The 25142-nt window shown below is 46.1% G+C and carries 26 protein-coding genes; 19 read left to right on the forward strand and 7 right to left on the reverse strand.

Annotated features, from left to right (window positions below):
• Positions 1-94 precede the first annotated feature (94 nt).
• Together M654_RS05460 and M654_RS05465 are read left to right on the forward strand one after the other, a co-directional pair.
• A complete protein-coding gene (locus M654_RS05460) occupies positions 95-592 on the forward strand; it encodes a hypothetical protein (protein ID WP_026588555.1) in 498 nt (165 codons plus the stop codon).
• 77 nt (positions 593-669) lie between these two features.
• Complete coding sequence (locus tag M654_RS05465) at positions 670-924, forward strand: DUF1871 family protein (protein ID WP_026588554.1); 255 nt, start codon at positions 670-672, stop codon at positions 922-924.
• A gap of 49 nt (positions 925-973) precedes the next feature.
• Here M654_RS05465 and M654_RS05470 read toward each other — a convergent pair whose 3' ends face one another.
• The gene (locus M654_RS05470; RefSeq protein ID WP_026588553.1) at positions 974-1795 is read right to left on the reverse strand and encodes an alpha/beta fold hydrolase; all 822 of its coding nucleotides are present in this window, start codon (positions 1793-1795) and stop codon (positions 974-976) included.
• A gap of 203 nt (positions 1796-1998) precedes the next feature.
• Between M654_RS05470 and M654_RS05475 the strand changes: the two genes are divergently transcribed.
• The 3 genes from M654_RS05475 to yugI all read left to right on the forward strand — a co-directional run bounded on the left by M654_RS05475 (position 1999) and on the right by yugI (position 4269).
• Positions 1999-2499 carry an Lrp/AsnC family transcriptional regulator gene (locus M654_RS05475; RefSeq protein ID WP_026588552.1) on the forward strand — a complete coding sequence of 167 codons (501 nt, stop codon included), beginning with the start codon at positions 1999-2001 and terminating at the stop codon, positions 2497-2499.
• Positions 2500-3660 (forward strand): aminotransferase, encoded by a 1161-nt coding sequence (locus tag M654_RS05480; RefSeq protein WP_026588551.1) that lies wholly within the window; start codon positions 2500-2502, stop codon positions 3658-3660. It begins immediately after the preceding gene.
• A 219-nt stretch (positions 3661-3879) separates the two neighbouring features.
• On the forward strand, positions 3880-4269 hold the full coding sequence (gene yugI, locus M654_RS05485; protein WP_026588550.1) for a S1 domain-containing post-transcriptional regulator GSP13: 390 nt from the start codon (positions 3880-3882) through the stop codon (positions 4267-4269).
• A gap of 51 nt (positions 4270-4320) precedes the next feature.
• Here yugI and M654_RS05490 read toward each other — a convergent pair whose 3' ends face one another.
• Positions 4321-4557 (reverse strand): DUF378 domain-containing protein, encoded by a 237-nt coding sequence (locus tag M654_RS05490; RefSeq protein ID WP_026588549.1) that lies wholly within the window; start codon positions 4555-4557, stop codon positions 4321-4323.
• Positions 4558-4692: 135 nt separating this feature from the next.
• On the opposite strand from M654_RS05490, the gene M654_RS05495 reads away from it, so the two are divergent.
• Both M654_RS05495 and M654_RS05500 read left to right on the forward strand, forming a co-directional pair.
• Complete coding sequence (locus tag M654_RS05495) at positions 4693-5856, forward strand: iron-containing alcohol dehydrogenase (protein WP_026588548.1); 1164 nt, start codon at positions 4693-4695, stop codon at positions 5854-5856.
• Positions 5857-6156: 300 nt separating this feature from the next.
• Entirely contained in the window at positions 6157-7509 is a 1353-nt protein-coding gene (locus tag M654_RS05500) for a glucose-6-phosphate isomerase (protein WP_026588547.1), read from the forward strand.
• A 45-nt stretch (positions 7510-7554) separates the two neighbouring features.
• On the opposite strand, the gene M654_RS05505 is transcribed toward M654_RS05500, so the two are convergent.
• Together M654_RS05505 and M654_RS05510 are read right to left on the reverse strand one after the other, a co-directional pair.
• On the reverse strand, positions 7555-8073 hold the full coding sequence (locus M654_RS05505) for a GNAT family N-acetyltransferase (protein WP_026588546.1): 519 nt from the start codon (positions 8071-8073) through the stop codon (positions 7555-7557).
• A 106-nt stretch (positions 8074-8179) separates the two neighbouring features.
• The gene (locus tag M654_RS05510; protein ID WP_026588545.1) at positions 8180-8560 is read right to left on the reverse strand and encodes a VOC family protein; all 381 of its coding nucleotides are present in this window, start codon (positions 8558-8560) and stop codon (positions 8180-8182) included.
• A 252-nt stretch (positions 8561-8812) separates the two neighbouring features.
• Here M654_RS05510 and M654_RS05515 point away from each other — a divergent pair, with 252 nt between their 5' ends.
• Positions 8813-9379, forward strand: a complete 567-nt coding sequence (locus M654_RS05515; protein ID WP_026588544.1) for a DUF421 domain-containing protein — start codon at positions 8813-8815, stop codon at positions 9377-9379.
• Between the two features lie 46 nt (positions 9380-9425).
• On the forward strand, positions 9426-9830 hold the full coding sequence (locus tag M654_RS05520; protein ID WP_026588543.1) for a YugN-like family protein: 405 nt from the start codon (positions 9426-9428) through the stop codon (positions 9828-9830).
• Here M654_RS05520 and M654_RS05525 read toward each other — a convergent pair.
• Complete coding sequence (locus M654_RS05525) at positions 9827-10810, reverse strand: potassium channel family protein (protein WP_026588542.1); 984 nt, start codon at positions 10808-10810, stop codon at positions 9827-9829. The genes M654_RS05520 and M654_RS05525 overlap by 4 nt on opposite strands.
• A complete protein-coding gene (locus tag M654_RS05530) occupies positions 10807-11061 on the reverse strand; it encodes a protein mistic (RefSeq protein ID WP_026588541.1) in 255 nt (84 codons plus the stop codon). Before M654_RS05530 ends, M654_RS05525 begins: the two co-directional genes overlap by 4 nt.
• Before the next feature lie 172 nt (positions 11062-11233).
• On the opposite strand from M654_RS05530, the gene M654_RS05535 reads away from it, so the two are divergent.
• The 7 genes from M654_RS05535 (at position 11234) to M654_RS05565 (ending at position 17840) form a co-directional block, all read left to right on the forward strand.
• Complete coding sequence (locus M654_RS05535; protein ID WP_026588540.1) at positions 11234-11458, forward strand: YuzI family membrane protein; 225 nt, start codon at positions 11234-11236, stop codon at positions 11456-11458.
• A gap of 103 nt (positions 11459-11561) precedes the next feature.
• A complete protein-coding gene (locus M654_RS05540; RefSeq protein ID WP_026588539.1) occupies positions 11562-12236 on the forward strand; it encodes a zinc metallopeptidase in 675 nt (224 codons plus the stop codon).
• A gap of 52 nt (positions 12237-12288) precedes the next feature.
• A complete protein-coding gene (locus M654_RS05545) occupies positions 12289-13578 on the forward strand; it encodes a hemolysin family protein (protein ID WP_026588538.1) in 1290 nt (429 codons plus the stop codon).
• A 180-nt stretch (positions 13579-13758) separates the two neighbouring features.
• The gene (locus tag M654_RS05550; protein WP_026588537.1) at positions 13759-14544 is read left to right on the forward strand and encodes a GH12 family glycosyl hydrolase domain-containing protein; all 786 of its coding nucleotides are present in this window, start codon (positions 13759-13761) and stop codon (positions 14542-14544) included.
• A 106-nt stretch (positions 14545-14650) separates the two neighbouring features.
• A complete protein-coding gene (locus tag M654_RS05555; RefSeq protein ID WP_051290433.1) occupies positions 14651-16351 on the forward strand; it encodes a glycoside hydrolase family 13 protein in 1701 nt (566 codons plus the stop codon).
• A 30-nt stretch (positions 16352-16381) separates the two neighbouring features.
• Complete coding sequence (locus tag M654_RS05560; protein ID WP_026588536.1) at positions 16382-16783, forward strand: secondary thiamine-phosphate synthase enzyme YjbQ; 402 nt, start codon at positions 16382-16384, stop codon at positions 16781-16783.
• A gap of 16 nt (positions 16784-16799) precedes the next feature.
• A complete protein-coding gene (locus M654_RS05565) occupies positions 16800-17840 on the forward strand; it encodes a nitronate monooxygenase (protein ID WP_026588535.1) in 1041 nt (346 codons plus the stop codon).
• Here the strand turns inward: M654_RS05565 and M654_RS05570 are convergent.
• Positions 17833-18570, reverse strand: a complete 738-nt coding sequence (locus M654_RS05570) for a protein-glutamine gamma-glutamyltransferase (RefSeq protein ID WP_026588534.1) — start codon at positions 18568-18570, stop codon at positions 17833-17835. The genes M654_RS05565 and M654_RS05570 overlap by 8 nt on opposite strands.
• Before the next feature lie 135 nt (positions 18571-18705).
• On the opposite strand from M654_RS05570, the gene tlpB (M654_RS05575) reads away from it, so the two are divergent.
• From tlpB (M654_RS05575) to tlpB (M654_RS05585), 3 genes are all read left to right on the forward strand, one after another.
• Positions 18706-20691 (forward strand): methyl-accepting chemotaxis protein, encoded by a 1986-nt coding sequence (gene tlpB / locus M654_RS05575; protein WP_026588533.1) that lies wholly within the window; start codon positions 18706-18708, stop codon positions 20689-20691.
• 363 nt (positions 20692-21054) lie between these two features.
• On the forward strand, positions 21055-23040 hold the full coding sequence (gene tlpB / locus M654_RS05580; RefSeq protein WP_026588532.1) for a methyl-accepting chemotaxis protein: 1986 nt from the start codon (positions 21055-21057) through the stop codon (positions 23038-23040).
• Positions 23041-23167: 127 nt separating this feature from the next.
• A complete protein-coding gene (gene tlpB, locus M654_RS05585; protein ID WP_442858864.1) occupies positions 23168-25141 on the forward strand; it encodes a methyl-accepting chemotaxis protein in 1974 nt (657 codons plus the stop codon).
• Position 25142 lies beyond the last annotated feature (1 nt).

Below are 25142 nucleotides of genomic sequence, written 5' to 3' on the forward strand. Positions count from 1 at the left end.
CATGTCTTTTTCATATGTTATACATTAACGATGATAGCAAGAGATTGCAATCTTTTCGCGGAGAAAGCCTCATTTAAAAAAGGAGTGGGTGCAAATGGAATGGAACAGCGTGCTTGAATGGGCTTTTCAGCGCCATCTCAATCCGCTTAGCTGGTATATCCGCCCGTTATTTCTCATTGTGCTTTGTTATTTTTGTTATAAACGATCATGGAAAGGCGTGATCATCACCTTTTTGCTGATGATGAGCAGCATGGTCTGGTTCCCAGTCCCTGAGACGATCGATCCCCGGATGCAGACTGTTTTGGAATATGAACAAATGCTCTTGTCCTCTTCGCTTACAGCCATGTTGACGATTGCTTTGATGATGGGGTTTCTCGTTTTGATATGTGCGGCATTTTGGCAGCGCTCATTGGGATGGGGGCTCGCGGTATTGAATGCGACTCTTGTCGGCAAGGTTGTCCTGTCGCTGGTTATGACGGGGGAAAGCGGCTGGGCGCCGCTTGGCAATACGGTTTTCGGCCTCGTTCTCGTCAACGGCCTCGGAATTTATTTGATCACTCGGCGGCGGAAAAAGGAAAACACGGATCTTTAAAACGGTGTTTTTTATCAAAGATTGGCCAGGTTATGATACAATAGCTTTGAAAAATTTCAGTTTAAGCGGTGATCCATATGAAAGAAAGTCAGGCAGCAGCTCAAATTGTACAGATGATCAAAGAATGGGACCCTTTCTCCGCCGGGGCTGATTTTTACGAAACAGAAGCGGCGGAAATCGTTCAGGCCGTCTACACCGAGGACGATAGAAACCGGCTCGGCAAGGCGATTCAAGCCGTTTTTGAAGTGTCATTTGACGAGACACTGCCATTGGAGGAATGCATAAAAATGGCAGATCGGCTCCTTGTACTGAAAGACAGCAGTTCCTGCTAAAACATAGAGTCCAAACTGTTTAAAAAACCGCCGCCGGCGGTTTTTTATTTTATGTGATGACAAAATTAGCGATTTTGTCTGAAACAAAATCCGGATTTTCCTCGGGAACGAGATGCCCGGTGTGTTTTAAAGAATAAAAAGAGGAATTGGGCAAGTCCTGATGAAGCCTTTTTCCGATCTGAACGGGCACGACCCGGTCCTCTTCCCCCCAGATCAAAAGGGACGGCGTTTCGATTTGTTTTAATTCGTCGGGCGCTAAATCGCCCTCCCGATGTCTGATCAGGCGTGCGAGCGCTCTGAAAATCTGATCGTCGAGAAATGGCTTCAAATAGCCGTCAATCATGTCCTGATCGATCAGGGATTTGTCATAAACGACATTCATCAGGTTTTTGAGCACGCCTTGTTTGGAGAGCCAGCGTTTGATATACAAGTGGAAATAGGGGATGTGGCTCCCGAAAATGAGCCGCCGCGGCGCCCGTGTTAAATATCCTGAGCTGCAGAGCAGCACGACCTTTTTAAACAGCTCGGGCCGCTCCTTTACGGCATAAAGGGAAATCTGTCCGCCCATTGAATGCCCGACCAAGACCGCTTCTGTGATCTTCAGCCGTTCGATCAGCCCGATCACCACTCTGGCCATGTTTTGGTACGTATAAACAAAGGTCTGCGATTTTTCCGATTGTCCAAAAGGGGGCAGATCAAGAGTGATGATATTAAACTCATTCTTCAAAAGAGGAATGAGCTTTCTGTAGCAGAACGAAGAGGAAAGAAAGCCGTGAATTAAAATCAGCGTTGTCCTGCCGGGATTTTCATAATGTTCATAATAGATATTAACCCCATGAATGTGCTGTGTGGTAGGTTTCGATAACTGCATGATCAAAATCACTCCGAGATCGTTTTCTTCATGTAAAACAAGCCCGACTGCATGTTGCGGAGCCTGTTTGAGTATGTTATTTATCGTACCCGAAAAAATTTTTTTCACCCCGTAATTTCGCTTTTTTTACCGACTTACAATCGCCGAAAAACGTGCTATAATATTCAGAAGATTTCTCAGACATTTAAAGGTGTGATAACAAGATGAAGCTTACTGAAAAAGAAACCGAAGTATTGGAAATTTTAGAGGAAAACAGCCGCCTCGAACCTGAAACGATCGCGAAAATGGCGAATATCTCTCAGGAAGAAACGAAAGCGATTATTGAAAAGCTGGAAAAAGAGAAGGTCATTATCGATTATTCGGCAATGATCGATTGGCGCAAAGTCGACGGCCATGAAGGCGTAACGGCGATGATCGATGTCAAGGTGACACCGAAGCGCGGCGTCGGGTTTGATGAAGTGGCCGAACGGATTTACAGGTTTGATGAAGTTGAATCCGTTTACTTAATGTCAGGAGTTTATGATCTGTCAGTTGTCATTCGCGGCAGAACGATGTCTGATATTTCGCACTTCGTATCAGAAAAATTATCGACGCTTGATTCCGTCGTATCGACAACCACCCACTTTATTTTGAAGAAATACAAGCACGACGGGAAAGTTTTTGACTCCGGTGATGATGACAAAAGAATCGTGGTGTCTCCGTAAATGAGATCGAGTTATATATCCAAAGCAGCACAGCAAATCAAGCCGTCCGGCATCCGCAAGTTTTTCGATCTCGCATCAACGATGGAAGGCGTCATTTCCTTAGGCGTCGGAGAGCCCGACTTTGTGACGGCGTGGAATGTCAGGGAAGCGAGCATCCTTTCCCTTGAACAGGGTTATACATCCTATACGGCAAACGCCGGTCTCCTTTCCTTGAGGAAAGAGATCAGCGCTTATTTGAATAAACGCTTTCAGCTTGACTATTCGCCGGAGAGCGAGCTGATCGTGACCGTCGGGGCAAGCCAGGCCCTCGACATCGCGGTAAGGGCGATTCTCGATCCGGGAGAAGAAGTGCTGATTCCCGAACCGTGTTTTGTCGCCTATGAAGCGCTTGTCTCCCTGGCAGGCGGAAGAGCCGTCCACATCCATACGAATGCTGAACGGGGATTTAAAGCGAAGGCCGAAGACTTTGAAGCGGCCGTCACGGAACGGACAAAAGCGATCATTCTTTGCACGCCGTCCAATCCGACCGGTTCTGTGTATTCAAAAGAAGAGCTAAACGACATTGCGGCATTTGCGAAAAAGCATGACCTGATTGTCATTGCGGATGAAATCTATGCCGAGCTTACATATGATGAACCATATACCAGCTTTGCGGAAATCAGCGGGATGAAAGAGCGGACGATTTTGATATCCGGTTTTTCAAAGGGCTTCGCCATGACGGGATGGCGCCTCGGCTATGTCGCGGCTCCGGCTTTTTTACGGGAGCCGATGCTGAAAATCCATCAATATTCCATGATGTGTGCTCCGAGCATGGCTCAATTCGCCGCAGAGGAAGCGCTTAAAAACGGGCTCAACGATGTCGAAAAGATGAGAAAAAGCTATCGGCGCAGGCGAAATGTGTTTGTCGACAGCCTCAATGAGATCGGACTTGACTGCCATCAGCCGGGCGGCGCTTTTTACGCGTTTCCGTCGATCAAAAAAACCGGTATGAGCTCTGAAGCGTTTGCAGAAGCGCTGCTCATGAAAGAAAAAGTCGCCGTCGTTCCGGGCAATGTCTTTGGGCCGAGCGGAGAAGGCTATATCAGGTGCTCCTATGCGTCCTCGCTTGAACAGCTTCAGGAGGCGCTTGTCAGGATGAAGCGGTTCGTCGGCAGCTTGTAAGTTATAAGGACAAAAAAATACGCACCTTTTGACAGGTCCGCATACAAAATAAGGGGGGGATACTAGAAAGCCTTGATTATTCTCAGTATTCCCCTTTGGCGTGAGTTTTAAACATGTATGTTTTAAAAAAAGTTTTTTTGCTTAAAAAGGACTTGTGTGATATAATTTTTTATTGCGTATAAAAAGAGTTAAATTCATTAGATGTAGGAGTTGTTAGTTATGACAGCAAAATTTGAAGTGGGCAGTGTTTACACTGGTAAAGTGACTGGATTACAGGCGTATGGAGCGTTTGTTGCCCTAGATGAAGAAACACAGGGACTTGTGCATATTTCTGAAGTGACACACGGTTTCGTTAAAGATATCAACGAGCACTTGGCCATCGGTGATGAAGTGCAGGTTAAAGTTCTTTCTGTCGATGAGGAAAAAGGCAAAATCAGCCTATCCATTCGTGCTACACAGGCAGCTCCTGAACGAAAAGAAAGCAAGCCTAGAAGACAAAAGGCTGTCCAAACTGAAGATGCGGCTGCTCCGCAAGGCTTCAATACGCTAAAAGACAAGCTTGAAGAGTGGATTGAGCAGTCTAACAGAAAAGATTTAATCAAAAAGTAAGCTGAACGCAAATAACTCCGGCCCCCGCCGGAGTTATTTTTTTATGGACGGCTACCGCATTTCCGGCTGTTTCGCGTCTTCCCCGGCGGTTTCTTCTTGCGGTTTAAATAAAAGGCCGAGATTGATCAAACCGGCAATCCCGACAAGCGCATAAACCGTACGAGATATGGCAGAACCGGGTCCGCCGAAAATGGCTGCAACCAAGTCAAATTGAAAAAATCCTATCAGTCCCCAATTGATTGCTCCGATAATCGTCAATACCAATGCAATACGCTGAAGCACACTCATTTTTCATTTTCCTCCTTTATTTGTCATGAACATTTATAGATTGTGAACGTTTTGGATAGTTTATACGTATAAAAGCAGATCGCTTTACATAGCGTACAGCCTTTTCACATAATAGTGGTTAAAGGAGGAGATTAGATGGATCAATTTACATATTGGAATCCGACCAAACTGATTTTCGGACGCGGAGAAGTGGAAAAGCTTCCAGAAGAAATTAAACCATACGGCTCCAACATTTTGCTCGTTTACGGCGGAGGCAGCATTAAGCGAAACGGTTTATACGATCAAGTCGTCTCGATCCTCGAAAAAGCGGGTGCAAATGTTCATGAACTGGCCGGTGTTGAACCGAATCCGCGCGTCGCCACAGTCAATAAAGGCGCGGCGATCTGCAAGGAGAATGATATTGATTTTCTTCTGGCGGTTGGAGGCGGAAGTGTCATCGACTGTACGAAAGCGATTGCGGCGGGCGCTAAATATGATGGTGACGCCTGGGATATCGTTACAAAAAAACACATTCCGACTGAAGCGCTCCCGTTCGGAACGGTACTCACATTAGCGGCGACCGGATCTGAAATGAATTCAGGGTCTGTGATTACCAATTGGGAAACTAATGAAAAATACGGATGGGGGAGCCCGCTTGTATTCCCTAAGTTCTCAATCCTAGATCCGGTCAACACGTTTACGGTACCTAAAGATCATACGATTTACGGCATGGTCGATATGATGTCCCATGTGTTTGAACAATATTTTCATCATGTCGAAAATACCCCTTATCAGGACCGGATGTGTGAAAGCCTGTTAAGAACGGTGATTGAAACCGCTCCTAAGCTCATTGACGACCTTGAAAATTATGAACTGCGCGAAACGATTCTCTTCACGGGTACGATTGCCTTAAACGGCATGCTGTCAATGGGAGCCCGCGGCGACTGGGCGACACACAACATCGAGCACGCCGTCAGCGCCGTTTACGATATTCCTCATGCCGGAGGACTTGCCATTCTCTTCCCGAACTGGATGAAGCACACGCTTTCTGAAAATGTCGGCCGCTTTAAACAGCTTGCCGTCCGTGTGTTTGACGTTGATGAAACAGGCAAAACAGATCGTGAAGTCGCTCTGGCGGGTATTGAAAAGCTTTCAGAATTCTGGACGAGTCTTGGAGCGCCGAGCCGCCTCAGCGATTATGATATCACGGATGAAAAGCTTGATCTCATTGCCGACAAAGCGATGGCCAACGGAGAATTCGGCCGTTTTAAAACGTTGAATAAAGCGGATGTTCTGTCCATCCTGAAAGCTTCGCTGTAACTACAAAACGGCTCCGGAAAGGAACGCTCTTTCCGAGCCGCTTTTTGATTTGTTGTCATTTTGACAAAAATTCAAAGTTCCATGCGAATTCGGCATTTTTGGCTGCCAAGCCGCCATCAAGGCATTGGTCGCTCCTGTTCATCACTTGATTTCGCGATGGAGTTCATATAAAGTGAAAAGGGAAGAGGCTGTCGCCTTAAATCGACATGTTTAACAGACCCATACTAGCCGGAGCCCGAGTCAAAAATGAAAGCGCTGGCGGGAATATTAGAAAACAGTGAGAACTGGAGGTTTATTCATATGACGCATGTCCGTTTTGATTACTCAAGAGCATTGCCGTTTTTTAAAGAAAAAGAGCTTACATATCTGCGTGATTTCGTAAAGGTTGCCCATCACTCGATTCATGAAAAAACCGGTGCCGGCAGCGACTTTTTAGGCTGGGTGGATCTTCCGTCCAACTATGACAAAGAAGAATTTGCCCGCATTCAAACAAGCGCCGAAAAAATTAAAAACGACTCTGACGTCCTTCTTGTCGTAGGAATCGGCGGTTCTTATCTCGGCGCGAGAGCAGCGATTGAAATGCTGAATCATTCATTCTACAACACCCTGCCGAAAGAAAAACGGAAAACGCCTCAAGTCATTTTTATCGGCAACAATATCAGCTCTTCCTATATGAAAGATGTCATGGACCTTCTCGAAGACGCCGATTTTTCAATCAACGTCATTTCCAAATCAGGAACAACGACTGAACCGGCGATCGCCTTCCGGATTTTCCGCAAGCTTCTGGAAGAGAAATACGGAAAAGAAGAAGCGAAACGCCGCATTTATGCGACAACAGATAAAGAGCGCGGCGCACTAAAAACGCTGGCCAATGAAGAAGGCTTTGAATCATTTATCATTCCTGACGATGTCGGCGGACGATACTCTGTTCTGACTGCGGTTGGGCTGCTTCCGATTGCCGTCAGCGGTGTTGATATCGATGACATGATGAAAGGCGCTCAAGATGCAAGCAAAGATTTTTCCGTATCAGAGCTAGAGGATAACCCGGCTTACCAATACGCGGTTGTCAGAAACGTTCTTTATAATAAAGGAAAAACAATCGAAATGCTGATCAACTACGAGCCTGGCCTTCAGTACTTTGCGGAATGGTGGAAGCAGCTGTTCGGCGAAAGCGAAGGAAAAGACGAAAAAGGGATTTACCCTTCTTCCGCCAATTTCTCTACCGATCTTCACTCACTTGGACAATATGTTCAAGAAGGAAGAAGAGATATGTTTGAAACCGTCTTGAATGTTGAAAAGCCAAGACATGAACTGACGATCGAAGAAGCGGACAATGACCTTGACGGCCTGAACTATTTAGCGGGCAAAACCGTCGATTTCGTCAATAAAAAAGCGTTCCAAGGCACGATGCTCGCACATACGGACGGAAATGTGCCGAACCTGATCGTGAACGTACCGGAAATGAACGCCTATACGTTTGGCTACCTTGTATACTTCTTTGAAAAAGCCTGCGCGATGAGCGGATATCTGCTCGGTGTCAACCCGTTTGACCAGCCTGGGGTTGAAGCTTACAAAGTGAACATGTTCGCCCTTCTCGGCAAACCGGGATTTGAAGAGAAAAAAGCGGAGCTTGAAAAACGCTTGAATCAATAAGAAGAGAAAATGGCCGGCAGCACAGTGAAGTGCAGCCGGCCATTTTTACGTTTTGTGCAATATGTAGGACGGGTGGTGAAGGCCTGTTGGCGGATAAAATTCGTCATGTGTATAACGGAAGCCGAGCTTGTTCAAGAGCTTTCGTGAAGCCTGGTTTTCAGGATGATGGCCGGCAAACAGCTTGCTTGCGTTTACTTTTGTATAAGCATAATCAATCATGGATTTGGCAGCTTCACTAGCATAGCCTTTATGCCACATCGAACGCACGAGATGAAATCCGATTTCATAAACCCGCTCATCAAGGTTGTATGGACGGAGTCCGCAACATCCGATAAAGGCATGATTGTCTATGGCAAAAATCGGAAAATATTGAACACCGTCCGTTTGATATTGTTCGATTTCTTGCTGTAAACGGTTTTTTACCTCTTCAGCTTCAAGCCTGCCGCGGCTGGATATATATGCTGTTACATCCGGATCTCCCCACAATACGTTTGCTAAATCCATATCCTCTTTTGACCATAGCGAAAACCCAATCCGTTTCGATTGCAGAAAATAGTCCCTCATTCATCTATCCACTCCCTATAGATTCCTCATCATGATTTTACCACGGCTTCCGCTGGCAAAAGAGGGGGACTGGGAAGGGGAGTACTCCAGATGAGTCTGTTTTTTATTACATGTTCGCCATTGATTTAGAAACTTCAAGCAGCTCAATTTTATTATCGAACGGGTCGACAATGACCGTATAATGACCCGGAGGACATGTTTGCGGTTCTTCGTACAAAACGTGTACACCGTTTTGTTTCAGGTGATTCATGTCCTTCTTTATATCATCGGTCTGTAAACCAAGTACGACTTGTGAATGTTCTCCATACTCTAAGGTGTTCGGTTTCGAAGCTTTCTCAAGAATAATTGGAAAACCGTCGACATTTAATTCAATGATATTTTCCCCATACTCTTTTTCCAATTTAAAATTCAATTTTTCACAATAAAAACTCTTCGCTTCTTTCATATCCGTTACTTTAATGGATACCATGCAAACCTTAACATTCACCTTTTGCACCTGCTTTCTTTATATGCGATACAGTAATTTTCATCAATTACATTTTCTTCAATCGAAAATAAAAATCCTTCTTTTAATGGGCAGATCAATGAAAACTGGACCGGTCCTGAGGTCTTTCGGAGCTTTCGATATATCTCATTTCCTCTTTTGAATATTCGTTATTTGCCAGTTTTGCCGCAAACATACTCATAAGAAAACACTTCTGAACCATAATAAAGAAATAAAAAGGTTTGGGGTGAGGTCATGCTTTTTGTTCTGAAAACACTTCTTCTTATTTTAACGGGGATTATCCTGCTGCGAATTTCCGGAAGAAAATCGATATCGCAAATGACGATAGCGACAACCGTCGTCATGATTTCCATCGGAACGATCATCGTTCAGCCGATCATCGAAGACAGCGTCTTCAAAACGGTGACAGCCGCATCAATTTTTATCATCGTTCTCTTGTTGATCGAGTATTTAAAAATGAAATTTGACTTTTTTGAAACCCTTATAGCGGGAAAAGCGGTTGTCCTGATCGAAAATGGGGAATTGCAAACAGACAACCTCAAAAAACACCGACTGACCGTCGACCAGCTGGAAATGAGGCTGAGAACCCAGGGAATTTCAAAATTATCTGATGTCAAAAACGCAACCCTGGAGTCTAATGGCCAGATCGGCTATGAATTAACTGATGATGCAAAGCCTTTTACCGTCGGGGAGTATAAAAAATTTCTGCAAATGCAAAACAATGCACTGCAGCCGGAGGGTACGCTCTTTAACGAAATTACAGAAGGCCATTTGAACAAGCCTGACAAAGAATTGCGGTAGTGCTGCTGATGTAAGGTAAATGTAAAAACGAAAAAGGGGTTTTTTTATGATAAACATACCATCTGAATTGGAAAATCGTTCTTTCTCGCTCTATCACCTTGAACAAACGCTAAAACCGCTCGGATATGTGATCAGCGGGGGATGGGAGTACGACCACGGCTTTTTTGACTATAAGATGGATGATCAAGACGGATATTTGTTTTTGCGGGTGCCGTTTGAGGCGGAAGACGGACAGCTTGATTCGCAAAACGCGACAGTCAAATTGGGTAAGCCGTTTTTGCTGCGCCATGTTTATCAGGAGGCGCTCGATGATCACGTCATTCAGGGGAATTTTCGTGCCTCCTTTGACCAATTTGCAGAGCCAAAGGAAAAAGATGCCGATATCGCAAGTGTCTATGAAGATCTGGGCCGTTCTTATGTAAAAGAACTCGAACAGGCGCTGTTGTCTTAAAGCGCCAGCAACTGATCAGTCGGCTCGAGTTTGTACGAAAAGGAAGGCGATAAAGCCGGTCCGTCTTTTTGCTGAATACCGACAAGCAAAATATCGTCATTCAAAAAGTGATGGATCGCATCTTGGAACGTTTTTCCTTGCAAAGATGCCGGAACAGGAAAGGCATGGACTTTTAAATGAATGTCGGCTTCTTCGAAAACCGGACCAGGAAGCTGGCTTTTAATGAGAAAATGCTGCAGCATCGCGGTTTTTAATAACTCAGCCGTACTGATAATTTGACTTGCTCCGGCCCGCTCGGCATTCTTTTTTTGTTTTTCCGTCAGGATTTCGGCGATGCAATAAACGGAAGGGTTCAGCCCTTTGACAGCCACTAATGTTAAGATGGTCTGCGTATCTGCGGCCGCTTCGTTTTTATGCTGATCAGCGGTTATCAAAACAATGCCGGCCTCTTCGATATTGGCACTTGTTAATGTGGCATCGTCTGCGGCATGTCCGCTGATGAAGTGAACGTCCTCCATCAGCGGGCCTTCCTTTAATGTTTCATCAATCAGCACGATCGTTTTGCCGGGATTGTTGGCTTGCAGAGAGCGAATCAGTTTATTGGATTTTTCGTTCCAGCCGACCAGAACGATATGCCCCTTTCCTTTGTAATTCACCTTGCCTTCTGCATAGCGCTGCTGCCTATTGAAAGCCGCTGTCGCCATCGTTGCAAAATAGGCCGTCACAAAAGCGGCGCCTAATAAAATGAGCACCATGCTGACAAGTTTTCCAGCGGCCGTCTTCGGCACCGCATCGCCGTATCCGACGGTCGAGACGGTAATGAGCGACCACCAAATCCCGTCAAAGACATTTGAAAATTGATCAGGTTCAACGATTGTGATCAGTTCTCCAAAAATAATGATCAATAAAAGGATGATGATAGAAACCCGAACATACATCGGCCATCTAAGCCATGCGATAAAAATACGGTTTGATTTCACGTTTTTTCACCATCCTGCAAAAGGGAAAACGATAAAATTTCTTTTATGATCGCGTTTAATTTTTGATTGATGCTTTCTTTTCCATGGTGTTCAATCGCTTTTTTGATAATGTCCGCGGTTTCATCTTCATACTCGATCAGCGGCTCGTCTTTTTCCGATTCGTTGTAAAGGAGAATGAATGCATCAAGCCCTTCATTCATTTTATCAATCGCTGTGCTCAGCTGTTCTTTTTCTTGGTCTGTAACTTTCACCGTGCCACCACCCGCTGCGCTTTTTTTATTCAGTATATCCAAATATTTTCAGGAGAAAACAACAGGGAGTTACCGACAATAGATATGAGAGATATGATATTTTTGATGCGCCGGTATAACAGTTCCGATCCCTCCATACAATTTTACAAAACGGGTGGGGGATGCGAGTTGAATGTCCTGTTTATTGAGAATCATCCTGGTGTTGATCGGCGTGCAGCTGATGGCGGGCGCGGCCATTCAATTCATTTTTGATTTGAATTCCGTCTACCTGACGACAAATGAAGTGTTTTGGAGCGAGTTTTTCAAGGAGCTGACGGTAAGGCCGCCATTGTATGTGATGATTTCGGGAATGGCCTGTTGTTTTATCGGGATTTGTTTTCCGCGGAAAAGCAGGTAATGCATTTTCCTGTACAAAGGGGATCCCCTCAAATAAAATATATTTTAACCATTTCGAATTCATAAACCATTTTACTTTAAAGAGGGAAGATGATTTGATGAGCATGATTTTTTTGTTATTGACATTTGCTGCATTAGGTTTATCAATTTGGGCACAATTTAAAGTAAAGAGTAACTTTGAAAAATATTCAAAAGTGGAGGCCTCAAGCGGAAGAACGGGGGCGGAAGTGGCCAGACAGATTCTCGACCGCAACGGCCTCTACGATGTTCCGGTTGAACCGGTAAGAGGAACCTTGACAGACCATTATGACCCGACAGCGCGCGTTGTACGGTTATCTGAACCCGTATATTACGGCCGTTCGATCGCTTCAGTTTCCGTTGCTTCCCATGAATGCGGACATGCCTTGCAGCATCAGGAATCATACGGCGCCCTTGTTTTAAGGCATAAGATGTTCCCGATTGTCAACTTTTCTTCGGGAGTGGCGCCGTTTTTATTTCTTGGCGGCTTATTGCTTGGAAGCCTGAATCTGATCGGCCTCGGCATCATACTGTTTTCCGCAGCCGTACTCTTTCAGCTTGTGACGCTGCCTGTTGAATTCAACGCAAGCTCCAGGGCAAAACGGATCATCGTCTCGGAAGGAATGATCCGCAACACTGAAGAAAGAGGCGTCAGCAAAGTACTTGATGCCGCGGCATTGACATATGTAGCCGCAGCGCTCGTTTCATTGTTTGAACTGCTGCGCTTCGTAGCGATTTTCCTGTCCGGCCGTAATGACTAACCATTCGTCAGAGGAGGTGACCCCTTACCAATTCATTTGGTAAGGGTTTTTTTTGAATATCTTAAATCTCATACTCGTCATGCTTTTAATTGCAGCAACAGCTTTTTTTGTTGTCGCCGAGTTCGCGATTGTTAAAATTCGCGGGACAAAAATCGATCAATTGGTGGAAAACGGGGATACGCGGGCGATTGCAGCCAAAAAGGTGATTTCAAATTTAGATGAATACTTATCGGCCTGCCAGCTGGGAATCACGATCACCGCTTTAGGGCTCGGCTGGCTCGGGGAATCTACATTTGAGAGGATCATTCACCCGCTTTTCGAACTCTTCGGTCTGCCTGAGTCGGTCATAAGGATCGGGTCAGTGGTGACCGCTTTTGTGATTATTACGTTTTTGCATGTTGTGGTCGGTGAGCTGGCTCCGAAAACGATTGCCATTCAAAAGGCGGAAGCCGTCAGCCTCTGGACGGCGAAGCCGCTGATTCTTTTTTATAAAATCATGTATCCCTTCATTAAATTATTAAACGGCTCGGCCCGTCTGCTGACCAGACTTTTTGGTTTCCATTCGGTCAAGGAACATGAAGTGGCCATCAGTGAGGAAGAGCTGCGAATTATGCTGTCTGAAAGCTATAAAAAAGGCGAGATCAACCAGTCGGAGTTTAAGTATGTCAACAAAATCTTTGAGTTTGACAACAGGCTGGCGCGGGAAATCATGGTTCCGAGAACGGAGATGGCGACGCTTGATGAAGATCAGGCCATCAAGGAAGCGATTGAAACCGTTATGAATGAACGCTATACGAGATATCCGGTCATTAAGGATGATAAAGATCATATTATCGGAATCGTCAACAGCAAGGATCTGTTTAAATCCTATTTCCTTGATCAGTCGATCCATTTAACCGAAATCATGAGGCCGGTGATCAGGGTGATTGAAAGCATCCCGATTCAGGAACTATTGATTCGGATGCAGAAAGAGCGTATTCATATGGCGATCCTTGCTGATGAGTACGGCGGAACGGCTGGGCTTGTGACGGTAGAAGATATTTTGGAAGAAATCGTCGGGGAAATCAGGGATGAATTTGATCAGGATGAAATGCCTCACATCGTTAAAAAAGGCGAGCATCATTATATTATGGACGGCAAAGCGTTAATTGACGAAGTGAATGATCTTCTTCATATTGCGATCGATAATGAAGAGGTGGATACGATCGCCGGGTGGCTCTTGACGCAAAAAATGGAGCTGAAAAACGGCGATGTCTTTAAGACGGAAGGATGCGAATTTAAAATTCTTGATGCCGAAGATCACCATATTCGCTTTGTTGAAATAAAAAAAACAGACTTTTAACCCGGATTGCGGTTTAAAAGTCTGTTTTTAGTTCGATAGCAGCTGAAAACTTCTTTTTTTTGGCGATTTTTTTAAAGTTAAGTATAATGATCTATGGAAAATCATGACTTTCTATGAATGTGCTGCTGCCGATTCTTTTTTATAATGGTCGTGTATTATCACGAGGAGGTTCATAAAACGTTGAAAAAACATTCGTTCGCAAAATCGCTTCTTTTGTGGGGCTTCGCGCTCACCATCTTATTGGCGGGACCGTTCACGGCGCTTGCCGCGTCTTCATCCAAGCCAGCGGAAAAAATGTATTTTAAAAACAATCAATACTACATATTCAACAATGTCTGGGGAGCCGACCAGGTCAGCGGCTGGTGGCAGACGATTTATCATAACAGTGATTCGGATTTAGGCTGGGTATGGAATTGGCCGAGCACGACAAGCACAGTTAAAGCCTATCCGTCGATCGTCAGCGGCTGGCACTGGACGGAAGGCTATACGAAAGGAAGCGGCTTCCCGACCCGTTTGTCAGATCAGAAAAACATCAGCACGAATGTCAGTTATTCGATCAGTGCGAACGGCACATACAACGCGGCATACGACATTTGGCTGCACAACACGAATCATGCGAGCTGGGACACCGCTCCAACCGATGAAATCATGATCTGGCTGAACAACACCAATGCAGGCCCCGCAGGTTCCTATGTCGAAACCGTGTCAGTCGGCGGGCACAAATGGAAGGTGTATAAAGGCTACATTGATGCCGGAGGCGGAAAAGGCTGGAATGTCTATTCATTTGTCAGAACGTCAAACACCCGGAGTGCTAGCCTGAACATCCGCGACTTCACCGATTATTTGGCCGATTCAAAAAACTGGCTCAGCAAAACGAAGTATGTCAGCAGTGTCGAATTTGGTACAGAAGTATTCGGAGGAACAGGACAAATCAATATTTCCAATTGGGATGTGAAGGTTCATTGATTTTTGCCACCGCTCTTTTTAAAGGGCGGTGGTTTGTTTATGAAACAGTTCATAACTTGTATTGTTTCCTTATATAATATGGAAACAACAGCTAAGGAGTGTTTGAATGACAAGGGCATGGTGGAAAGAAGCGGTCGTCTATCAAATCTATCCGCGCAGTTTTATGGATTCCGACGGGGACGGGATCGGGGATTTGAACGGGATCAGGATGAAGCTGCCTTATATTCAGGAGCTTGGTGCGGATGCGATCTGGATCTGTCCGGTCTTTGATTCCCCTAATGCCGACAATGGCTACGACATCAGGTATTATCAAAGCATCATGAAAGAATTCGGGACGATGGCCGACTTTGACGCATTATTGGCCGAAGCGCACCGGCTCGGTTTGAAACTGATCATTGACCTCGTCATCAATCATACAAGTGATGAGCATCCATGGTTCATTGAATCAAGGTCAGACAAAACATCGCCAAAACGGGACTGGTATATTTGGAAGGACGGGAAAGGCGGGCATGAGCCAAACAATTGGGAAAGCATATTCGGCGGTTCCGCCTGGAGCTTTGATCCAAAAACAGATCAGTACTATCTCCACATTTTTGACGAAAAACAACCCGATTTGAATTGGGAAAACGGTGATATGCGCCGCTCGCTCTACAGCATGATCAATTGGTGGCTTGATAAAGGAATCGACGGCTTTAGAGTGGACGCGATTTCGCATATTAAGAAAAAAGCAGGGCTTCCGGATCTCCCCAATCCAGAAGGGCTCCGATTTGTCCCGTCCTTTGCCTTCCATATGAATGTTGAGGGAATCATGGACTTTCTCCTGGAACTGAAGGAAGAAACATTCGCCAGGCATCCTGATATCATGACGGTCGGAGAAGCGAATGGAGTCAGCGCTGAAGAAGCGGAGGCATGGGTCGGCGAGAAAAACGGCATCTTCAACATGATTTTTCAATTTGAACATCTCGGACTTTGGGATATTGACGATGAAGAACAGATCGACATCGTGCGCCTGAAGCGAATTTTGTCAAGCTGGCAGACCGCTCTTGAAGTGACGGGATGGAATGCGCTTTTTATCGAAAATCACGATCAGCCTCGCGCCGTTTCAGTTTGGGGGGAGGATGGGACTTACAGAATTGAAAGTGCAAAAGCTTTGGCTGCGATGTATTTTTTGATGAAGGGAACACCGTTTATTTTTCAAGGCCAGGAAATCGGCATGACAAACGCGGCATTCTCTCGTATAGAAGATTATGACGATGTTTCCGTCAAAAGGTTCTATCGTATTCAGAAAGAAAAAGGCCGCTCACATGAAGACATCATGAAGGCGGTGCGGAAAAAGAGCAGAGACAACGCCAGAACACCGATGCAATGGACGGATGGGCAAAATGCCGGGTTTACCTGCGGGAAGCCGTGGCTGAACATCAATGACAATTATTGCACGATCAATGTCGCAAACGAGCAAAAAGAGAGGCATTCCATCTACCGCTTTTATAAACAGATCATCGCCCTCAGAAAACGCCATGACGTTTTCATCGATGGAACGTTTGAGCTGCTTCTTCCAGAGGACCCGCAGATTATAGCCTATCTGCGCAAGCTTGGGGGAGAGAAAGCGATTGTGATTGTGAACTTAAGCCGGCGTATTGCATTTTATCAGCATTCAGCATATCCATTATCAAGCGACATGATCCTCATGTCCAATATCGATATCCAAAACCATAAACATCTGACTTCCTTTATCATGAAGCCGTATGAAGCACGCATTTACTTATATTCAGAAAGGAAATCGGCGACTTTTAACGAAGTGAAGTAATGGGCGCGAAAAGAAAGGAGCCGATTGTATATGCTGAAAAAAATACGGATACAGACAGCCCGGCGCGATGAAATGCTTGACATCACTGATGAAGTGCAACAGTTTATCACGGAAAAGGGCGTTTCAAACGGCGCCGTGATCATCTATTGCCCCCATACAACAGCCGGGATTACGATAAACGAAAACGCTGATCCCGATGTAAAACGCGATATGCTGAGACGGTTTGATGAAGTGTATCCTTGGGAGCATCGACTTGACCGCCATATGGAAGGCAATACTGCCGCTCACATGAAATCGAGCACTGTCGGGGCGTCACAACACATCATCATTGCAGACGGAAAGCTGATTCTTGGCACATGGCAGGGCATTTATTTCTGCGAATTCGACGGTCCGAGATCGCGAACCTGCTATTTTAAAATCATAGCCGATTAAAAGGGGGATCACGGCAATGAACGAATTAATGAAGCTTCTCTCGCTGTCAAAGCCGATTATACAAGCGCCGATGGCCGGCGGACCGGCAACGCCCCGGCTTGCTGCCGCTGTTTCCAATCAAGGCGGTCTGGGCAGCCTGGCTTCGGGTTATTTGACACCTGCAGCTTTAAAAAGGCAGATCGAAGAAACGAAAGAGCTCACACCCGCCTTGTTTCAAGTCAATCTGTTTGTTCCGGAAAAAAGGGAACAGGTCAGCCGCGAAAAACTGGAAGGCTGGCAAAAGAAAATCCCTTTATCACAGTCGGCAGAGCCTGAGACAAGCGAGGAACAGGATTGGTCTGATTTTAATGAAAAAATTGACATCATTCTCAAATCGGATGTCAAAGTCTGTTCGTTTACGTTTGGTGTCCCGCCCGTCGAGGTTGTAGGAGAGCTTAAAAAACGACAATGCTGTTTGATCGGAACCGCAGTGTCTGTTGAAGAAGCGCTGCTGCTTGAAGAGAAAGGCATGGATGTCATCGTTGTTCAGGGAAGTGAAGCGGGCGGTCACAGGGGAGCTTTCTTACATACGAAGGGAGAGGCCGCCGTCGGGTCAATGGCCCTGATTCCGCAAGCGGCAGACCATGTGTCGGTTCCAGTAGTCGCGGCGGGAGGCATTTTTGACAAAAGAGGAGTAGCGGCAGCTTTCGCGCTGGGCGCACAAGGCGTCCAATTGGGAAGCGTATTTTTGGCGTGCAGTGAAAGCGGAACATCTCAAATTTACAAGCAACAATTGATCAGGGCGGCTGAGACGGACACAAGGCTGACGAGATTGTTTTCAGGAAAACCGGCAAGAGGCATTGTCAATCAGTGGATGGAAGACAGGCGGCAAGATGAGGATGAGGCATTGCCGTATCCGCTGCAAAACGCATTGACAAAACCGATGAGAAAAAAGGCGCAGCTTGAAAACAACCCCGGCAACATGTCTTTATGGTGCGGTCAGGCCGCGCGCGCTATAGAAAAAGAAACAACCGTAGAAGAGCTGATGGAACAGCTCTGTCCCGCCGGCGTTATCTGATGATCTGAAAGATCGTCGGAATATCGACCCGTGTCACCTGACTCATCAAATAGGCGGAGATCTGTGCATTCGGTTTTCTCAGCTTATTCAACTTTTCTATGATAGCTTCGGCGCTCAGGATACCCAATCCGTGTGCCGCATATTGATTATGGCCTAAATAAATGGCGTTTTCTCCACGCCATTGCGGCCTTTCCTGATCAAATTCGGGATTTTTAAAATACAGGCAGTCTCCGGGCAGATAATCGTTCCCTTTATCCGTGTAGATCGGAAGCTTCTCATAATGCCAGTCATATAAGATGATTCTGTCATAATGCTGATCAAACGTTTGCCCGCCAATCGTTTTGATCAACGCCATATAAAAGATGATGACGATGGCAGTTGCACATTCAAACGCATAAAGAGAGCCCCTTTCAAAAATGTCTTTTATCGCATTGGAAGGGGACACTCTGTATCTCAACTCCAATGCCCCTTCAGGCGACACCCTCCAATACGCCTCATTGCCATATGTTTTTGAAAATGTGGCAAACCTGGCACCGCTGTTGATCAGCGCCCTGGCTGATTCGATCGTATTCTCCCTGAAGCTGAGCTCGAATAACAGTTCAGACACCGTGCTGTAGCTGTAGCTGGAAGGCATGGCGAGCATCTGGTCGGCAATCTCTTTTTGCATCCCGCTGACATTCAGTTTTTCCGCATCCTCAGGGCGAAGCCAATAGCCCGAAATATTTATCATGGAAAAACACCCTTTTCCTTTTTTATTAAGATATGCCTTAAAGCTTGGGCACGAAAATGGTTTCATTTCCCGCTTTTTTTATTTAAAAAATATGATCTCTCTCCGATAAAAGTAGAGAAAGGAGAGACATCATTTATGAAAAGGCTATTGGACTGGACAAGGCGTCCTTCTATTTCAAAAAGACTCATTTTTTCATTTATATTAATTTTAACCATTCCGATTTTAGTACTTTCGTTTACTTCATACTACACGGCGAGCAGTACGCTTGAAGACGAGATCATGAGGAGCGCCAAAGACAATGTCGATGAATTGAATGAAGTGATCACCCAAAATATCGGCGCCAAGGAAACATCTATCGCGTATTTCAGCGAATGGGTGGATCAAAAGGCGTACGAGGAGAAGGGACAGGCTTCCATCAAACAAAGATTTGAGCAATTTTCCAAGCAAAATCCTGATGTGGAGCTCGTGTTCACCGGCTCGAATGAAAGCATCTATGCTCAATATCCTAATGCACCACTGCCGGATGGATATGATCCGGTGGAGAGGGATTGGTATAAACAGGCGGTAGAAAAAAAAGGCGAAACGATCGTCACAGAACCATATGAGTCGGCATCAACAGGACATATGGTTGTCACCATCGCAAAGCAAACGAAAGACGGATCAGGCGTTGTCGCGCTTGACATGAATATTGACAAGCTGATCGAAGCGGCGAACAGCATCAATATCGGCAAAACCGGCCATGCTTTCATATTAAGCAATGACAAAAACTATATCGCCGATCCTGAGATCAAGGCCGGCACTGAAGCGGGAACGGCTTTGACCGACAACATGTACAGCAAAGCAAGCGGCGTGTTCGATGTTACGGAAAAAGGTAAAGAAAAGAAAACGGTTTACACGACGAACAAATTGACTGGCTGGAAAATCGGCGGCTCGATGTATAAAGACGAAATCAAACATGCTGCACAGCCGGTCTTCAATATGGCGATCATCACGCTGGCTGGAGCCATTGTATTGGGCGGCCTTCTCGTCTACTTCATCGTCCGGGCGATCAGCAAACCGTTAAATCAGCTCGTTTCATCTGCCAAGAGCATCAGCAATGGGGATCTGACACAAAAAATCGAAGTGCGCTCCAAGGACGAACTCGGTCAGCTTGGCACAAGCTTTAACGAGATGGCCGACTCATTGCGCGCGCTGATCAGTGCCATTCAAGAATCGGTTGACAATGTAGCCTCATCCTCAGAACAGCTGACAGCAAGCGCTGATCAGACGAGCAAAGCGACCGAACATATTACATTGGCCATCGAGCGGTTCTCAAGCGGCGCTGAAAATCAGAACGAAAAAGTCGAAACAAGCTCACGACAGCTCAGCCAAATGAATGACCAGCTGACCGAAATGGCCGGTGTATCAGAAACGATTACGGCTTCATCCATTCAATCGACGGAAATTGCCGAAACAGGCGGAGAGCTCGTCCAGAAAACCGTCGGTCAGATGAATTCGATTGATCAATCAGTCAAGCAGGCTGAACGCGTTGTCAAAGGATTGGAATCAAAATCCAAAGACATCACGGCAATCCTCCGCGTGATCAACGGCATTGCCGACCAGACGAATCTTTTGGCGCTGAACGCCGCCATCGAAGCAGCGCGCGCCGGAGAATCGGGCAGAGGCTTTTCAGTCGTCGCTGAAGAAGTAAGGAAGCTCGCCGCACAATCAGCAGGATCGGCGAAAGAAATCGAGACGCTGATTCAGGACATCGTCAAAGAGATCGAACACTCTCTCAACATGTTCAAATCCGTCAACGAGGAAGTGCAGTCAGGTCTTGTCATTACAGAAGAGACGGAATCAAGCTTTAAGCAAATCTATGATATGACAAATGAAATCGCCGGAAAGCTGCAGACGATGAATGGCACGGTCGAACAATTAACAGACGGTTCACAAGCGATTTCGGGCGCTGTCGAAGAGATTGCAGATGTTTCACGAGAAAGCTCCGCCGGCATTCAGGACATTGCCGCATCGGCGGAAGAACAGCTCGCTTCCATGGAAGAGATCAGCTCATCAGCTGCAACTCTTGAACAAATGGCAGAAGAGCTTCGCGATTTAACGAAAAAATTTAAGCTTGAATAGCAGAAAGGGCTGTTTTAACAGCCCTTTCTGCGTGTCGACAAACCCTCGCATTCGTTGTCAGGCCTGCTAAGTCGGTGCGCACGAATAGAAAAAGGAACGGCGGCTAATTGCGCAGGCGTCCTGCCTGAACGCCGCCGTCATCACATCCTGTGAAAGCCCGCTTCGATGCTCGGCCTTCCTAGACTGCAAGGGTTGAAGGTCACGCTGAAAGGAAGACAAAATCCTAAAACTTTAACCGTTTTAGGATTTTTTGCTTCGCTTTAAAGAATTTTCTGAAATACTTATAAAAGTTTTTTAATATACACAAATGAGCCCGGTCTCCGATATTAGTTTCATAATCTTGAACTAAAGGAGTTATATCAAATGAAAACACAATTGGACTGGCTCAAACGTCCGTCTATTTCAAAAAAGCTGTTTTTGAGTTTTTTATTGGTGCTGACAGTACCGATCTTAGCTCTATCCTACAGCGCCTATCACACGGCGGGAAGCTCTCTCGAAAGCGAGATCATGAGAAGCGCCCAGGATAATGTTGAACAGCTCAATGAAATCATTGATCAAAATATCGGAAAGAAAGAACATGCGGTTTCCTATTTCAGCGATTGGGTGAATGAGAAGCTTTATAAAGAGAAAGGAAATGTGTCACTGAAGGAAAAATTCGAGCAGTACGCCAAGCTGAATGAAGACGTGGAAGCAATCTTCACAGGTTCAAATGACGGATTGTTCGTCCGCTACCCAAATGAAAAGATGTCAAGCGATTATAATCCGGTTGAAAGGGACTGGTATAAGAAAGCCGTTGAAAATAAAGGCAAAGTCATTGTGACAGACCCTTACAAAACGGCTTCGACCGGCACGATGGTCGTCACGATCGCACAGCAGACGGCGGACGGCTCCGGTGTTGTCGCTGTCAACATGAAAATCGATGAGCTGATTAAAGCGTCAGAGCGCGTCAATATCGGCAAAAACGGGTTTGCGTTTATTTCAAGCGATGACAAAAAGTATGTGGCCCATCCGACCATTAAAGCCGGAACGGAGGGCAAAGGTGATTGGGTGGCACAAATGTACGGCAAAGAAAAAGGTTCTTTTCAATATACGTTCCAAGGCAAAGAAAAGCAGATGGCCTTCACAACAAACAAGCTGACCGGTTGGAAAATCGGCGGAACGATGTTTACGGAGGAAATATCTGAAGCGGCCCAGCCGGTATTTAATATGGCGATGATCATTTTGGCGGCTGCGATCGCCCTCGGAGGGATTCTCGTCTACTTCATCGTTCGCGGAATCAGCAAACCGTTAAATCAGCTTGTTTCCTCGGCGAAAAGCATCAGCAGCGGAGATTTGACGCAAAAAATCGAAGTCCGTTCTAAAGACGAATTCGGCCAGCTTGGGACAAGCTTTAATGAAATGGCCGATTCTCTCAAGAAGCTGATCAGCGTCATTCAAACGTCGGTCGACAATGTGGCGTCTTCATCTGAAGAGCTGCACGCAAGCGCTGCACAGACAAGCAAAGCGACCGAACATATCACAATGGCCATTGAACAATTCTCTGACGGGAATGAAAGCCAGAAAGAAAAAGTAGAAGCGAGCGCACAGCAACTGAATGAGATGAACAACGGACTGCAGGATATGTCCAAAACGTCCGCAGTCATTACCGATGCTTCTGTCAAATCGACGGAGATTGCCGGCAAAGGGGAAGAGCTTGTGCAAAAGACGGTCGGCCAAATGAATTCAATTGACCGGTCCGTCAAGCAGGCCGAAGCGGTCGTCAAAGGACTTGAAGGCAAATCAAAAGACATCACGAGCATTTTGCGCGTCATTAACGGAATCGCTGATCAAACGAACCTGCTTGCGCTGAATGCCGCGATCGAAGCTGCCCGTGCCGGGGAATCGGGCAGAGGCTTCTCGGTCGTAGCCGAAGAAGTAAGGAAGCTTGCGGCCCAATCAGCGGATTCGGCGAAAGAAATCGAAAATCTGATTCAGGAAATCGTCAAAGAAATCGATCACTCTCTGAACATGTTTCAATCGGTCAACCATGAAGTCCAGTCAGGGCTCAACATAACTGATGAAACGGCGTCAAGCTTTAGAACCATATATGAGATGACAAATGATATTGCCGGCAAGCTGCAGACGATGAATGCCGCTGCAGAGCAGCTATCGCAAGGATCACAGGAAGTGTCGGGCGCTGTCGAAGAGATTGCAGATGTTTCCAGAGAAAGCACCGCAAGCATCCAGGATATCGCCGCTTCAGCGGAGGAACAGCTCGCCTCAATGGAGGAGATCAGCGCTTCTTCAACAACATTGGCGGAACTGGCTGAGGAGCTGCGGGATTTGACAAAGCAATTCAAGATCGAATAAGTGAGAACACCCAGAACCATTCTGGGTGTTTTTAGTTCATTTTGACTATAAAAAAGTTAAAAAACCCATATGGGAAAACCGATATTAAAGAATATAAAAGAAAAGGAGTCAACAAGACATGTCAAAAATGATCAAATGGATCAAACATCCTTCAATAGGCAAGAAATTAATTCTTTCATTCTTGTTTATTTTAACCGTTCCGATCATTGTTCTCTCATACAGCGCTTACCAGACGGCAAGCAGTACGCTTAAAACGGAGATCATGGACAATGCGCGGGAGAACGTCGAACAGCTGAATGACATCATCGATCAGAATATCAGTCAAAAAGCGGATGCGGCATCCCATTTCTCAAGTTTGTTTAAGGAAAGTTCATATCAAGAGAAAGGGAATGCCTCCATCAAAGACAAATTTGAACAGTATGCCAAACTGCATCCTGATGTCGAAGGTATTTTTACGGGATCAAAAGACGGGCTGTTCGTCCGCTATCCGTTTCAGGAAATGCCAAGCGGCTATAATCCGGTTGAAAGAGATTGGTATAAAAAGGCTGTTGAACATAAAGGAGAAGTGGTCATCACAGATCCTTACAAGACAGCGTCAACAGGCACGATGGTCATCACGATCGCCAAGCAAAATGAGGACGGCTCCGGCGTTGTGGCGATCAACATGAAAATCGATGAGCTGATTAAAGCAACAGAGCGCGTCAAAATCGGCAAGAGGGGCTACGCTTTTATCACAAGCGCTGATAAAAAGTATGTCGCCCACCCGAAAAATGAAGCGGGCTCAGCTGTTGACGGCAGCTGGTCTAAAGCGGTTTACGCCAAGGAAAAAGGGACAATATCATATCGATTAGACGGCGATAAGCAAATGGCTTTCGCGACAAACAAACTGACCGGCTGGAAAATCGGCGGAACGATGTATTCAGATGAAATCGCCGAAGCATCAAAGCCTGTTTTAAACGCCGCTTTGATCACGCTCGCCGTCAGCATCGCAGCAGGCGTCTTTCTGATGATCTTGATCATCAGATCGATCACAGGCCCGTTAAGAAGGCTTGTTTCGTCCGCGAAAAACATCAGCAGCGGAGACCTGACACAGACGATCAATGTCCGTACAAAGGATGAGCTTGGACAGTTGGGCATAAGCTTTAATGAAATGGCTGAGTCGCTTCGTTCATTGATCAGCGTCATCCAGACCTCTGTTGAAAATGTCGCTTCTTCGTCAGAACAGCTGACGGCCAGCGCAGATCAGACAAGCAAGGCGACAGAGCATATTACATCGGCGATCGAACAATTTTCCAACGGAAATGAAAGCCAGAATGAGAAAGTCGAAACAAGCGCTGAGCAGCTGACAGACATGAATAACCGCTTGCTTGACATGTCCAAAACCTCCGCCTCGATTACGGAATCATCGCTGCAATCGACCGAAATCGCCGGAACAGGCGGAGAGCTTGTGCAAAAAACAGTCGGACAGATGAACTCAATCGACCAGTCAGTCAAACAGGCGGAATCTGTCGTCAAAGGCCTTGAAGGCAAATCAAAAGACATTACAGCCATCCTGCGTGTCATCAACGGGATCGCGGATCAAACGAATTTGCTGGCGCTGAATGCGGCGATTGAAGCCGCAAGGGCTGGAGAAGCCGGACGGGGCTTCTCAGTCGTAGCTGAGGAAGTGCGCAAACTGGCCGAACAATCCGCTTCATCCGCTAAGGAAATCGAAGGCCTGATCCAGGAAATCGTCAATGAAATCGGAAAGTCCCTTGAAATGTTCCAGAACGTTAACCGCGAGGTACAGTCCGGGCTCAACATAACAGATGAAACAGATGCAAGCTTTAAACAAATCTATGACATGACAAACGAAATCGCAGGAAAACTGCAGATGATGAACACCGCTGTTGAACAGCTGTCACAGGGCTCACAGCAAGTCGCCGGTGCGGTGGAAGAAATCGCCGAAGTATCGAGAGAAAGCTCAGGCAGCATTCAGGATATCGCCGCTTCCGCGGAAGAGCAGCTTGCTTCAATGGAAGAAATCAGTTCATCCGCAGCCACGCTCGAACAAATGGCTGAAGAGCTTCGCGATTTGACGAAAAAATTTAAAATAGACTAAT

It is taken from the genome of Bacillus sp. NSP9.1 (genome assembly GCF_000465465.2).
GTDB lineage: Bacteria > Bacillota > Bacilli > Bacillales > Bacillaceae > Bacillus > Bacillus sonorensis_A.